Here is a 12,679-nt window from a genome sequence, read left to right as displayed (position 1 = left end):
CGAGCAACGCCCGTCGCCATGGGCTGCCGGCGAAGGCGATGGCCTGGTACGGCTGATCTACCGGGACAATCTGCAACACCGTACCGATATCGAAGAGGCCTACCTGCACGCCCTGCGCAAGGCCGAGCGGCGGGTGGTGATCGCCAACGCCTATTTCTTTCCCGGCTACCGCCTGCTGCGGGAAATTCGTAATGCCGCGCGGCGCGGCGTGCACGTGCAGTTGATCATGCAGGGCCAGCCGGATGTGCTGCTGGCCAAGCTGGCGGCACGCATGCTCTATGACTATTTGCTCAAGGAGGGCGTGGTGATCCACGAGTACTGCCAGCGTCCGTTGCACGGCAAGGTGGCGCTGGTGGATGAAGAGTGGAGCACGGTGGGTTCGAGCAATCTCGACCCGCTGAGCCTGTCACTGAACCTGGAGGCGAATGTGCTGGTTCGTGATCGTGGCTTCAACCAGCAGTTGTTCGAGCGCCTGGGATATCTGAGCCAGAACCACTGCAAGACCATGCCGGAAAACCGCGCGCCTCGCGGCTGGTTCTGGCGGGTGACCGTGGGTTTCGTGGTGTTCCATGTGCTGCGGCATTTTCCGTCGTGGACCGGCTGGTTGCCGGCCCACAAGCCGAGGTTGAAACCCTTCGTTCTTGAGGAGCGTGCGGATCATGACCCAAGCTCGCATCGCTGAAGAAAGCGCTCGCCCCGGCTTCTTGAAACGCTGGAAAAAACCGCTGACGGTGGTGTTTTTCCTGGTGCTGATCGTGTTGTTCACCCTGCTCGCCCGGCGTATCGACTGGAGCGAAGTGCTCGACACCCTGGGCGACTTCAAGCTGCGCACGCTGCTCATCGCGGGTGCGCTGACCCTGTGCAGTTTCCTGGTGTATTCGTGCTTCGACCTGATCGGCCGCACCTACATCCGCCAGCCGTTGGGCTGGAAGCAGATTTTGCCGGTGGGCATCATCAGCTATGCGTTCAACCTCAACCTGAGCGCGTGGGTAGGTGGCATCGCCATGCGCTATCGGTTGTATTCCCGACTCGGGGTGAGCAACGGGAACATCGCGAAGATCCTCGGCTTGAGCCTGGCCACCAACTGGTTCGGCTACATGGCGATCGCCGGCGCGGTATTCAGCAGCGGGCTGGTGACATTGCCGCCGGGGTGGAAGCTCAGCAGCGGTGCGTTGCAAGGCGTCGGCGTGCTGTTGGTACTGGCGAGCCTGGGTTACCTGCTGGCCTGTCGCTTGTCGAAAAAGCGCGCATGGTCGATACGCGGGATTGAAATCAGCCTGCCGTCGCTGCGCATGGCAGTGTTGCAGTTGGCGCTCGGCGCGCTGAACTGGTCGCTGATGGCAGCAGTGATTTTTACCCTGCTGCCCAAGCAGCTGGATTACCCCGTGGTGCTCGGGGTGTTGCTGATCAGCAGCATTGCCGGAGTGGTCACACACATCCCGGCGGGGCTGGGTGTGCTGGAGGCTGTCTTCATTGCCTTGCTGCAGCACGAAGCGTCCCGCGGCAGTCTGCTCGCGGGGCTGATCGCCTACCGCGCAATCTACTTCATCCTGCCGCTGCTGGTGGCCCTGGTGATGTACCTCGCGGTCGAAGCCAAGGCCAAGGCATTGCGCGTGAAGAAAACGCCTACGACTGGATGATGCTCAAGCGCTCGCCCACCACCATCTCGGTAATCCAGTCCACCAGGATCGAGGTGTAGGCCTGCTGGGAAACCGGATCACTCAGGGAATGATCCGCACCGTCGATAATCCGGTGAGTCAGCGAATGCGTCTGCTGGCAGGCGGCGCGGTAGCTCATGATGGTGGCGTGGGGCACGTGGTCGTCGGTCTCCGACTCCACGATCAACACATCACCGGTAAACGCCGCGCAAGCATGCAGGGCGCGATTGGTTTCGGCGTGCACAAAGGTGCCGCGATAATCCATCAGGTCGGCTTTATCGAGGTCGCGCTTGGGCTTGAGCCATTCCTGGTCGCGGTACAGCGCCGGCACCCGCAAAGCCAGCCAGCGCACGGGGCGCAGTGACGTGAGGATGGCGGCCAGGTAACCGCCGTAGCTGGTGCCCACCACCGCCACCGCCGAGGTGTCGATGGCCGGGTGTGACAACAGGCGGTCGTAGGCCGCGAGCAGGTCGCGCAGGTTGTCTTCGCGGGTGACGCGGGATAACGGAATGCCGTTGCCGGCATGGCCCCGCAGGTCGAATGTAAGGCATACACAACCGAGCCCGGCGATACCCTTGGCGCGTTCCAGGTCACGCTCCTGGCTCCCGCCCCAGCCGTGCACAAACAACACCCCCGGTACTTTCGATTTGGGACTGAGGAAGGTCCCGCTCATCTGTTCGTCGTCGATATCAATGGCAATGGTTTCGCTTCTAGCCGTCATAGGATTTGACCGTCACGTACTTGAGAAGAAAGTCGCTGTTTTCTGCCGGGCCCCGGTACACCTCGATCGCGTCAGCCGGCAGTGGCTGGTCGACGTAGGTTTCTACCGACGAGACATAAATCGCCCGCAGCCCGGGATTGTTGACGAAGCTTTGCAGCGCCGCGACTTCCGCGCTGCTGGCCCCGCCCATGCGCCAGGATTGCTCGAGCACGCCGCTGCGGCGTTGGCCGTCGCTGTCCAGGCCCTGGGCGATATCGTAATTGCGCCGCGAAGCGTAGAACCCGGGATAGGCCTCATCCGCCGCGTTATCGAAGACCTGCGCTTGCTGGATGGCCAGGCGCACGTCAGCGGGCAGGTCGAGCTTGAGCAGGTCTTCGTAGTAGCCCTGGACCACCAACAGGTTGGAACCACCATAGACCTCTTCGCCCTGCCCGTCCCGGGTCAGGTATTGATCGCCGCAGTAGCTGATGACGTGATCGCCGATAAAGCTCTGGCCGACACTGTGGGTGACCACGTCACTCAGGTCCTGCTCCAGCACCACGCCGTCGCTGAACAATTGCGCCGCATCAGGGCGCGCGAGGATGGCATCGAACTCGTCGAGGCTGCGGATCACTTCCTGGCCGCGACCGGCGCAGGCATGCACGGGCTTGAGACGGATCGGGCCGGTGTACAGCAAATGGGTCGCCGCCGGCCGCGCATCTGCCAGGGCGTGCACACTCAACCCATCCAGCACCACATTGCGGATGCGCTCGGAAAACAGCGGCGACCAGCCTTCGGGCGCAACCGCGTTTTTATTCAGCAAACCGTGGCTGATGGCCTTGGTGCAGATGAAATCGTGATCGACGTAGCCGCCCCACAGATCCTCAGGGCCTTTGACGCCGAATTGCCGCGCCTGGGCCGCACCGACCAGCGTCTGAGTGGGTAACAGGTAGAGCTCGCGCCCACTGTGCAGCTCAGGGTTATAGCTGCCGCCATATTTGAGCCCGAGGACGTGCGCCAGCCAACGGGCCAGGGCGCGGTTGGTCTCCACTTCGTGCAATGGCGCTTGCGGACGGATTGAATGCGCCACCACGATTTTTTTGCGATTTGTCGGGGTCATGCGTCCCCCTTGGCTCTGCTGCCATGTGTGTAAGGAAACGGTAGCAGGGATCAAGCCAAGGCGGCGTTTGTCTAAACGCGCGGGGAATCAATCAGTTGCGGGAAAAGCGATAGCACTTGGCCTGTTTTATTCTGCACGATGTGATCCCGGTGTCGCGGTTTTCTGCACGATTCAGGCTTGGGCCTTGGTTGGGGTTACGCCGAAACGGCTGCGGTAGTCGCTTGGCGCCAGCCCGGTGATTTTCTTGAAGGTGGCGCGGAAGGCGCCGGGATCCTGGTAACCCACGGTCCAGGCGATGTGATCAATGGTGCCGTTGGTGAACTCGAGCATCTGCCGCGCCTTGCCGACACGCAGGTGCTGGCAATATTCGGTGGGTTTCAAACCGGTGGCGGCGCGAAACCGTCGCAGGAAGGTGCGTTCCTCAAGTCCCGCCTCCTGCGCCATGGCAGCCAACGAAACATCCACCGCACCGCTGGCCTGCAGCCAATGTTGCACCTTGAGAATCGCAGCGTCGCCATGGGCAAGGATCGGCGCAAAGTTACTGCCGCACTCACTGGCGCTGTCACTGTGTTCGATCACCAGGAAACGCGCGGTGCTGGCAGCGATGCTCGGGCCGAGCAAACGGTCCACCAGGCGCAGGCCCAATTCGGACCAGGCCATGAGGCCGGCGGTGGTGATCAAGTCGCCGTCGTCGACGATGGGTTTGTCGGCTTCCAGGCGAATCGCCGGATAACGGGCGGCGAAGGTTTTCGCCGACGTCCAGTGCGTGGTGGCGCTGCGACCGTCCAACAGGCCGCTTTCCGCCATCAGGATCGAACCTACGCACACCCCGCCCAGAATGGTCCCGGAGCGATGTTGCTGGCGCAGCCAATCCAGCAATTCGGCGGACGCCTGGCCCTCGGAAAAGCCGGCAATGGAGGGTGGAATCAGCAAGGCCGTCAACCTATCCCCGCTACCGGGCTCGCTATCGAATACACGGGTCGGCGCACCGCCTGTTTCAGCCTGCCAATGGCTGATGCGCAGGGACGGCAGTTGCTCCGACTGATGCTCGGTCGCAATCCGGTTGGCGACCGCGAACAGGTCGGTCAAGCCATGCACGGCGGCCATTTGCGCACCACTGTAGATCAGCACGCCGAGCTCGACGATCGCCATTGTCAGTTTTCCCTCTGTTATTGTCGGTGCGGCCAATCCCCAGGCGTCACGCCAGCCAGGATACTGGACGCATCAACCCTCACAAGGAAACCAACATGGCCAAGCAAGCGCTCATCCTAATCGATATCCAGAACGACTACTTCCCCCAGGGCAAGTGGCCGCTAGACGGAGTGGACGCGGCGGCAGACAAGGCGCAGCAAGTGCTACAGGCATTTCGCCAGGCAGGCGATACGGTGATTCACGTACGCCACGAATTCACCTCCGACGATGCCCCCTTCTTCACCCCGGGCTCGGAAGGTGCACACCTGCACCCCAAGGTGCTGAACCAGGCCGACGAGCCCGTGGTGCTCAAGCATTTCGTCAATGCGTTCCGCGAAACCAACCTGCGGGCCCTGCTGGAACAATGCAGCATCACCGAACTGGTGGTGGTGGGCAGCATGAGCCATATGTGCATCGACGGCGTGGTGCGCGCCGCGTCGGACCTGGGCTACAGCGTGACCGTGATCCACGATGCCTGCGCCACGCGGGACCTGGAATTCAATGGCAGCGTCGTGCCGGCAGCCCAGGTGCATGCGGCGTTTATGTCGTCGCTGGGGTTTGCTTATGCGAGCGTGGTATCGGCGGAACAGTTCTTGTCCGCCGATTGACCTTCTCCGCGCTTACCGGGTAGCGATGATGAACAGGCGCGGAAACGGCAGCAACACAGTGCCATCGGCCAGCGCTGGATAAGCCTTGGTGATCCGCGCCAGGTACTCGTCGAGGAAGGCGTTCCTTTCTGACTCGGTCAGGGGCGCCAGGAACGGACGCAATGCCGACCCCTTGAACCACTCCACCACCGCGGCAGAACCTGCCAGCGGATGGTGGTAAGTGGTGCGCCATACATCCACGGTGGAACAGTGTTGGCTCAGCAACTCAAAGTAGTAGCTCGCGGTATGGCGTTCATTGTGTTTGACGCTGCCGATCTTTGCGGCCCACGGGCCGTCCGCCGCGACTTCCCGCGCCAGCTTGTGGGCCGGCTCGTCAAGATTGTCGGGCGTCTGCACCGCCAGGGTGCCGCCGGAGGTCAGTTGATTGACTAAATGCGGATACAGCGTGGCGTGATCAGGCAGCCATTGCAGCGATGCATTGGCGAGGATGACGTCGAATTTCTGCACAGGGTTCCAGGCGCCGATATCAGCCAATTCGAAAGTCAACGCGGGCAGGCGCTTGCGGGCGTCGACCAGCATGTCATCGGAACTGTCCATGCCGGTGACCAATGCCTGCGGAAAGCGATCAGCCAGGACTTCAGTCGAATTGCCCGGGCCGCAACCCAGGTCGACAGCGGTACGCACGTCACCCTCAGGGATGGCTGCTACCAGATCCCGGACGGGACGAGTGCGCTGTTGTTCGAACATCGAGTATTGCTTGGCTGACCAGGTCATTGCGGCATTCCTTCTTCTGTGAGGAGTGAGGACAGCCTAAATCTTGTGATCCATGAGAACAAATGCCACGATTGATCACCTCCCATACCTGAAAAGTATTCCTATGCTGGAACTCAGGCAGCTCAGGGCCTTCGTCGCGATTGCCGAAGAAGGCTATATCACCCGCGCGGCAGAACGACTGGGCATGCAGCAACCGCCGCTGACCCGCCTGTTGCAAAGTCTTGAAGCCGAGTTGGGTGTGGTGCTGATGGAGCGCCTGCCACGAGGCGTGCGCCCGACCACTGCGGGGCTGGCCTTGCTGGAAGAGGCGCGGCATATCTTGGCCAGCGTCGATGGTGTGGCCGACATTGTGCGCCGCGCCGCCCGAGGTGAACGCGGACGCCTGGCGATTGGTTTCACCAGCTCTGCCGCCTTGCATCCGTTTGTGCCCAGCGTACTGCGCCTGTTTCGGGAAACCTTTGTCGGCGTTTCAGTGGTACTGGAAGAAGCCGGTACCGGTGAACTGCTGGACGCGTTGCTGCACGAAAAGCTCGACGCGGCGTTCATTCGCTCGCCGCTGAGCGGGACGCAGGCGTTGCAGGACCAGCCAATTCTGGTGGAGCCAATGTTGCTGGCGCTGCCTACCGACCACCCACTGGCTATCAACCCGTCGACGCCGCTGCCATTGGCGGCATTGGCCACCGAGGCGTTTGTGCTGTATCGGCGCCGGGTAGGGCTTGGGTTGTATGACGCGATTCTGGTGGCGTGTCGCGAAGCGGGTTTCAGCCCGCAAGTTGTGCAAGAGGCGCCGCGCATGACGGCGACGTTGAGCCTGGTGGCTGCGGGGCTTGGGGTTTCGATTGTGCCTGCCTCAATGCAACGGTTGCGGGGCGACGGGATTGTTTATCGCGAGCTTTCGGAGTGCCGGAGCCTGGTGGCGCCGTTGCACCTGGCTACCCGGGTAGGTGATACGTCGTCGGTATTGGAGAGGTTTCGGGAGTTGGTGGTGGGCGCCGCTTCTACTGACGTTTAGCGGATTGCCGTGTCCGCAATGAAAAACCCCCGGGGCCAAGGCCACCGGGGGTTTTCTGGTGTTACGCGACAGTTCTGGGTCTCAAGCGACCTTAGAACGGAATATCGTCATCAAAGCTGTCGAAGTCGGCTGCCGGCTGAGGAGCGGCCTGCTGTGGCGCTGGACGCGACTCACGCTGTGGCTGCTGGGTTGGCTGCGGACGGGACTGCTGCTGTGGACGCGGCGCCGAGTTGGACATGCCGCCCTGGCCCTGTTGGTCGCCCTGTGGACGGCCGCCCAGCAGTTGCATGGTGCCTTGCATGTCGACCACGATTTCGGTGGTGTAACGCTTGATGCCGTCTTTTTCCCACTCGCGGGTTTGCAGCTTGCCTTCGATGTAGACCTGCGAACCTTTGCGCAGGTACTCACCGGCGATCTCTGCAACCTTGCCGAACATCGACACACGGTGCCATTCGGTTTTCTCGACCTTCTGGCCGGTTTGCTTGTCGGTCCACTGTTCGCTGGTCGCCAGACTCAGGTTGGTCACGGCGTTACCGTTCGGCAAGTAGCGAACTTCGGGATCCTGGCCGCATGTACCGACCAATATGACTTTGTTAACCCCACGGGCCATAACGTTCTCCTAGGCTGGGCGCGCTGTCGGCACTGGGTTGACCAGTTGCTCGAGCGTCGCGCGATCCAATAATTCGGTGTCCAATTTGATGTAGATGGCGGCTTCTTCAGTAACAACCACAGCATCCGTAACCCCAACAACGGCCTTAAGGCGCTCGACCAGACCGGCTTCGCGGATCGCTTCGGGCGATAACGGCAAGCGCAGGCTCGTCACATAGGGAGGTTCGCGCATGGTAACAGCAAAGGCTAGCCAGAGGGCAGCCAGACCTGCGCATCCCAGGAACACAACCGACAAACCGCCATGCTGGAACATCCAGCCGCCCATGATCCCGCCCAGTGCAGAACCGAGGAACTGGCTGGTGGAATACACGCCCATCGCCGTGCCTTTGCCGCCGGCCGGTGAAACCTTACTGATCAGCGAAGGCAGTGAAGCCTCCAGCAGGTTGAACGCGGTGAAGAACACCACCGTGCCGATCACCAGCGCCCGCAGGCTGTCGCCGAACTGCCAGAAGAATAGCTCAGTGAGCATCAATGTCGCGACGGCGCCCAGCAGAACTCGTTTCATTTTGCGTTTCTTCTCGCCGTAGATGATGAACGGGATCATGGCGAAGAACGAAATCAGCAGCGCGGTCAGGTACACCCACCAGTGCTGCTCCTTGGGCAGCCCGGCTTTTTGTACCAGGGCCAGGGGCAAGGCGACGAAGCTGCACATCAGCATTGCGTGTAATACGAAGATACCCAAATCCAGGCGCAACAGGTCCGGGTGCTTGAGTGTCGGCAGCAATGCCTGCTTGGCGACGCCCGACTCACGGTGCTGCAACGGCCCCGTGGAATGCGGAACCATGAAGGCGACAATCACGATGCCGAACAGCGCCATGCCACCGGTGGCCAGGAACAGACCGTGCAAGCCGAACGCGCGGGTCAGCAGCGGGCCGACTACCATCGCCACGGCGAACGAAAGACCGATGGTCATGCCGATCATCGCCATGGCCTTGGTACGGTGTTGTTCGCGGGTCAGGTCGGAGAGCAGTGCCATGACGGCGGCGGAAATCGCGCCGGCGCCTTGCAGGACGCGTCCGGCGATCACGCCCCAGATAGAGTCGGCATTGGCCGCAAGCACACTGCCCAGGGCGAAGACGATCAGGCCGAGGTAGATCACCGGCCGGCGGCCGATGCGGTCGGAAATGACGCCGAACGGAATCTGAAACAGCGCCTGGGTCAGGCCATAGGCGCCAATCGCCAGGCCGATCAGGGCCGGGGTCGCTCCTGCGAGATCCATTCCATAGGTTGCCAGCACCGGCAACACCATAAACATGCCAAGCATACGGAATGCGAACACCAGGGCCAGACCGCTTGCTGCGCGGGTCTCGCTGCCACTCATGCGTTCGCTGTGGGGATCGTGCATGGATAAACCTCGTGTGAACCGGCGGCGATTCTACCAGTCCCATCGATTGAGAGGGTATATGCGGCGCTTTGCCGCGCAGCTTTCATGTAAGGCTGCACCCGGCACTTTGACAGTGTATATTCATCCAGTCTTTAGCCGTATACTCCTGCATTATTTACGCCCGCCGTGCGAGGCCATCTTGGACAAGATCCTGATTCGTGGGGCTCGAACCCACAACCTGAAGAACATCGACCTGACCCTGCCACGGGACAAACTGATCGTCATCACCGGCTTGTCCGGGTCCGGCAAGTCGTCCCTGGCGTTTGACACGCTGTACGCCGAAGGCCAGCGCCGCTATGTGGAATCCCTGTCGGCCTATGCCCGCCAGTTCCTGTCGATGATGGAAAAGCCCGACGTCGACACCATTGAAGGCCTGTCGCCTGCGATTTCCATCGAACAGAAATCCACCTCCCACAACCCGCGTTCCACCGTGGGCACCATCACCGAGATCTACGACTACCTGCGCCTGCTGTATGCCCGCGTGGGTATTCCCCGCTGCCCGGACCACGACATTCCCCTGGAAGCCCAGACCGTCAGCCAGATGGTCGACCTGGTGCTGGCCCAGCCGGAGGGCGCCAAGCTGATGCTGCTGGCACCGGTGATTCGCGAGCGCAAGGGTGAACACCTTTTGGTCTTTGAAGAACTGCGTGCCCAGGGTTTCGTGCGTGCCCGCATCAACGGCAAGCTCTACGAGCTGGACGAAGCGCCGAAGCTGGATAAACAGAAGAAGCACTCGATTGATGTGGTCGTCGACCGTTTCAAGGTGCGTGCCGATTTGCAGCAGCGCCTGGCGGAGTCTTTCGAGACCGCGCTGAAGCTGGCAGACGGTATCGCCCTGGTGGCGCCGATGGACGACGAACCCGGGGAAGAAATTATCTTCTCCGCGCGCTTCGCCTGCCCGATCTGCGGCCATGCCATCAGCGAGCTGGAACCGAAGCTGTTTTCCTTCAACAACCCGGCCGGCGCTTGCCCGACCTGTGATGGCCTGGGGGTTAAGCAATTCTTCGACATCAAGCGCCTGGTCAACGGTGACCTCACACTGGCGGAGGGTGCGATACGTGGCTGGGACAGGCGTAACGTCTATTACTTCCAGATGCTGGGGTCGTTGGCTTCGCACTACAAGTTCAGCCTGGAAGTGCCGTTCAACGAACTGCCCGCCGAACAGCAGAAATTCATCCTGCATGGCAGCGGTTCACAGAACGTCGACTTCAAGTATTTGAACGACCGTGGCGATATCGTCAAACGCTCGCACCCGTTCGAAGGCATCGTGCCGAACCTGGAGCGGCGCTACCGCGAGACGGAGTCCGCCAGCGTGCGCGAGGAACTGGCCAAGTTCCTCAGCACCCAGCCTTGCCCGGATTGCCGTGGCACACGCCTGCGCCGTGAGGCACGGCATGTGTGGGTTGGCGAGAAGACCCTGCCGGCAGTGACCAACCTGCCGATTGGCGATGCCTGCGAATACTTCGGCACGCTGAAACTGACGGGCCGCCGCGGGGAAATTGCCGACAAGATCCTCAAGGAGATTCGTGAACGGCTGCAGTTCCTGGTCAACGTGGGCCTGGACTACCTGTCGCTGGACCGCAGTGCCGACACGCTTTCCGGCGGTGAAGCCCAGCGGATTCGCTTGGCCAGCCAGATCGGTGCCGGCCTGGTGGGCGTGTTGTACATCCTCGATGAACCGTCGATTGGATTGCATCAACGGGACAACGACCGCTTGCTGGGCACGCTGAAGCACCTGCGGGACATCGGCAATACGGTGATCGTGGTCGAGCACGATGAAGACGCGATTCGCCTGGCCGATTATGTGGTCGATATCGGCCCGGGAGCGGGTGTTCACGGTGGGCATATTGTCGCCGAGGGCACGCCGGCTGAAGTGATGGCGCATCCTGACTCGCTGACCGGTAAGTACCTGTCGGGTCGCGTGAAGATCGCCGTGCCGGCCAAACGCACCCCGCGCAACAAGAAGATGGCACTGCACCTCAAGGGCGCGCGTGGCAACAACCTGCGCAATGTCGACCTGGAGATCCCGCTGGGCCTGCTGACCTGTGTGACCGGTGTATCCGGTTCGGGCAAATCAACGCTGATCAACAACACGCTGTTCCCGTTGAGTGCCACTGCACTGAACGGCGCGACCACCCTGGAAGCCGCCGCTCACGACAGCATCAAGGGCCTGGAACACCTGGACAAGGTGGTCGATATCGACCAAAGCCCGATTGGCCGCACACCGCGCTCCAACCCGGCGACCTACACCGGGCTGTTCACGCCGATTCGCGAGCTGTTCGCCGGCGTGCCGGAATCGCGCTCCCGTGGCTACGGGCCTGGCCGGTTCTCGTTCAACGTCAAGGGCGGCCGCTGCGAAGCGTGCCAGGGCGATGGCTTGATCAAGGTGGAGATGCACTTCCTGCCGGACATCTACGTGCCGTGCGACGTGTGCAAGAGCAAACGCTATAACCGCGAAACCCTGGAGATCAAGTACAAGGGCAAGAGCATCCACGAAACCCTCGAGATGACGATCGAGGAAGCGCGGGTGTTCTTCGACGCGGTACCGGCCCTGGCGCGCAAGCTGCAGACACTGATGGATGTTGGCCTGTCGTACATCAAGCTGGGTCAGTCGGCGACGACGCTGTCGGGCGGCGAGGCCCAGCGGGTCAAGCTGTCTCGCGAGCTGTCCAAGCGTGACACCGGCAAGACGCTGTACATCCTCGACGAGCCGACCACAGGCCTGCACTTCGCGGATATTCAGCAATTGCTGGACGTGCTGCATCGCCTGCGTGACCACGGCAACACGGTGGTAGTGATCGAGCACAATCTGGATGTGATCAAGACCGCCGACTGGCTGGTGGACCTGGGGCCGGAAGGCGGTTCCAAAGGTGGGCAGATCATTGCGGTCGGCACACCGGAGCAAGTCTCGGAGATGAAGCAGTCTCACACCGGCTTCTACCTCAAGCCTCTGCTGGCTCGCGACAAGGACTGATTGTTCAGCCCCACGAAAAAGCCCCTGTCACCGTGTAAGTGACAGGGGCCTTTTAGTAGCTGGAGGAATCAGAACTGCGATTGCAGGTAATTCTCCAGGCCAATCAGCTTGATCAGGCCCAACTGCTTTTCCAGCCAGTAGGTGTGATCTTCTTCGGTGTCATTCAACTGCACCCGCAGGATTTCCCGCGTGACGTAGTCGTTGTGCTGCTCGCAGAGCTCAATGCCCTTGCAGAGCGCGGCACGGACCTTGTACTCAAGGCGCAAGTCGCTGGCGAGCATCTCAGGCACCGTGGTGCCGGTATCCAGGTCGTCGGGACGCATACGGGGCGTGCCTTCGAGCATCAGGATACGGCGCATCAGTGCGTCGGCGTGCTGTGCCTCTTCTTCCATTTCATGGTTGATACGCTCGTAGAGCTCGGTAAAGCCCCAGTCTTCGTACATCCGCGAGTGAATGAAATATTGGTCACGAGCTGCCAGTTCGCCCGTCAGCAACGTGTTGAGGTAATCGATTACGTCGGGGTGACCTTGCATCGCCCTACATCTCCCTGCTTGAAAGTCTGTAGTTTGAACCATGATGACCCGGAGGT

12 protein-coding genes are annotated in these 12,679 nt (G+C 61.3%); 5 read left to right on the top strand and 7 right to left on the bottom strand.

Annotated features, from left to right (window positions below):
* On the top strand, window positions 1-682 hold a 682-nt coding region (clsB, locus tag HX846_RS09830), incomplete at its 5' end, for a cardiolipin synthase ClsB (protein ID WP_178965320.1).
* Entirely contained in the window at window positions 660-1,640 is a 981-nt protein-coding gene (locus HX846_RS09825) for a lysylphosphatidylglycerol synthase domain-containing protein (protein WP_003210030.1), read from the top strand. The genes clsB and HX846_RS09825, both read left to right, overlap by 23 nt.
* Here the strand turns inward: HX846_RS09825 and HX846_RS09820 are convergent.
* The 3 genes from HX846_RS09820 to HX846_RS09810 form a co-directional block, all read right to left on the bottom strand.
* Window positions 1,627-2,379 (bottom strand): S9 family peptidase, encoded by a 753-nt coding sequence (locus HX846_RS09820; RefSeq protein WP_003210032.1) that lies wholly within the window; start codon window positions 2,377-2,379, stop codon window positions 1,627-1,629. The two genes, HX846_RS09825 and HX846_RS09820, sit on opposite strands and share 14 nt — an antisense overlap.
* Window positions 2,369-3,478: a DUF3182 family protein gene (locus HX846_RS09815; RefSeq protein WP_178965319.1), complete on the bottom strand. Its 1,110-nt coding sequence runs from the start codon at window positions 3,476-3,478 to the stop codon at window positions 2,369-2,371. Before HX846_RS09815 ends, HX846_RS09820 begins: the two co-directional genes overlap by 11 nt.
* A gap of 171 nt (window positions 3,479-3,649) precedes the next feature.
* A complete protein-coding gene (locus tag HX846_RS09810; protein WP_008436451.1) occupies window positions 3,650-4,630 on the bottom strand; it encodes a GlxA family transcriptional regulator in 981 nt (326 codons plus the stop codon).
* A 95-nt stretch (window positions 4,631-4,725) separates the two neighbouring features.
* Between HX846_RS09810 and HX846_RS09805 the strand changes: the two genes are divergently transcribed.
* Window positions 4,726-5,277 carry a cysteine hydrolase family protein gene (locus tag HX846_RS09805; RefSeq protein ID WP_178965318.1) on the top strand — a complete coding sequence of 184 codons (552 nt, stop codon included), beginning with the start codon at window positions 4,726-4,728 and terminating at the stop codon, window positions 5,275-5,277.
* A gap of 12 nt (window positions 5,278-5,289) precedes the next feature.
* On the opposite strand, the gene tam is transcribed toward HX846_RS09805, so the two are convergent.
* The gene (gene tam, locus HX846_RS09800; RefSeq protein ID WP_178965317.1) at window positions 5,290-6,051 is read right to left on the bottom strand and encodes a trans-aconitate 2-methyltransferase; all 762 of its coding nucleotides are present in this window, start codon (window positions 6,049-6,051) and stop codon (window positions 5,290-5,292) included.
* A gap of 103 nt (window positions 6,052-6,154) precedes the next feature.
* Between tam and HX846_RS09795 the strand changes: the two genes are divergently transcribed.
* Window positions 6,155-7,063 (top strand): LysR family transcriptional regulator, encoded by a 909-nt coding sequence (locus tag HX846_RS09795; protein ID WP_178965316.1) that lies wholly within the window; start codon window positions 6,155-6,157, stop codon window positions 7,061-7,063.
* Between the two features lie 91 nt (window positions 7,064-7,154).
* On the opposite strand, the gene HX846_RS09790 is transcribed toward HX846_RS09795, so the two are convergent.
* On the bottom strand, window positions 7,155-7,673 hold the full coding sequence (locus tag HX846_RS09790; RefSeq protein ID WP_003210042.1) for a single-stranded DNA-binding protein: 519 nt from the start codon (window positions 7,671-7,673) through the stop codon (window positions 7,155-7,157).
* Between the two features lie 9 nt (window positions 7,674-7,682).
* The gene (locus tag HX846_RS09785; RefSeq protein ID WP_003210044.1) at window positions 7,683-9,077 is read right to left on the bottom strand and encodes an MFS transporter; all 1,395 of its coding nucleotides are present in this window, start codon (window positions 9,075-9,077) and stop codon (window positions 7,683-7,685) included.
* A gap of 178 nt (window positions 9,078-9,255) precedes the next feature.
* Between HX846_RS09785 and uvrA the strand changes: the two genes are divergently transcribed.
* Window positions 9,256-12,090, top strand: a complete 2,835-nt coding sequence (gene uvrA, locus HX846_RS09780) for an excinuclease ABC subunit UvrA (RefSeq protein ID WP_178965315.1) — start codon at window positions 9,256-9,258, stop codon at window positions 12,088-12,090.
* A gap of 68 nt (window positions 12,091-12,158) precedes the next feature.
* Here uvrA and bfr read toward each other — a convergent pair whose 3' ends face one another.
* Window positions 12,159-12,623 carry a bacterioferritin gene (bfr, locus tag HX846_RS09775; protein WP_003210048.1) on the bottom strand — a complete coding sequence of 155 codons (465 nt, stop codon included), beginning with the start codon at window positions 12,621-12,623 and terminating at the stop codon, window positions 12,159-12,161.
* Window positions 12,624-12,679 lie beyond the last annotated feature (56 nt).

Origin of the sequence: Pseudomonas sp. K5002, from assembly GCF_013386655.1 — a bacterium.
Taxonomy (GTDB): Bacteria; Pseudomonadota; Gammaproteobacteria; order Pseudomonadales; family Pseudomonadaceae; genus Aquipseudomonas.
The sequence above is the reverse complement of the archived record's forward strand: the minus strand, read 5'-3'. Positions and strand labels throughout refer to the sequence as shown.

Coding starts and splice junctions, on each gene's coding strand:
- bfr (WP_003210048.1), bottom strand. CDS start 12,623: ATGCAAGGTCACCCCGACGTAATCGATTACCTCAACACGTTGCTGACG.
- HX846_RS09805 (WP_178965318.1), top strand. CDS start 4,726: ATGGCCAAGCAAGCGCTCATCCTAATCGATATCCAGAACGACTACTTC.
- HX846_RS09815 (WP_178965319.1), bottom strand. CDS start 3,478: ATGACCCCGACAAATCGCAAAAAAATCGTGGTGGCGCATTCAATCCGT.
- HX846_RS09825 (WP_003210030.1), top strand. CDS start 660: ATGACCCAAGCTCGCATCGCTGAAGAAAGCGCTCGCCCCGGCTTCTTG.
- HX846_RS09790 (WP_003210042.1), bottom strand. CDS start 7,673: ATGGCCCGTGGGGTTAACAAAGTCATATTGGTCGGTACATGCGGCCAG.
- HX846_RS09810 (WP_008436451.1), bottom strand. CDS start 4,630: ATGGCGATCGTCGAGCTCGGCGTGCTGATCTACAGTGGTGCGCAAATG.
- HX846_RS09785 (WP_003210044.1), bottom strand. CDS start 9,077: ATGCACGATCCCCACAGCGAACGCATGAGTGGCAGCGAGACCCGCGCA.
- tam (WP_178965317.1), bottom strand. CDS start 6,051: ATGACCTGGTCAGCCAAGCAATACTCGATGTTCGAACAACAGCGCACT.
- HX846_RS09820 (WP_003210032.1), bottom strand. CDS start 2,379: ATGACGGCTAGAAGCGAAACCATTGCCATTGATATCGACGACGAACAG.
- HX846_RS09795 (WP_178965316.1), top strand. CDS start 6,155: ATGCTGGAACTCAGGCAGCTCAGGGCCTTCGTCGCGATTGCCGAAGAA.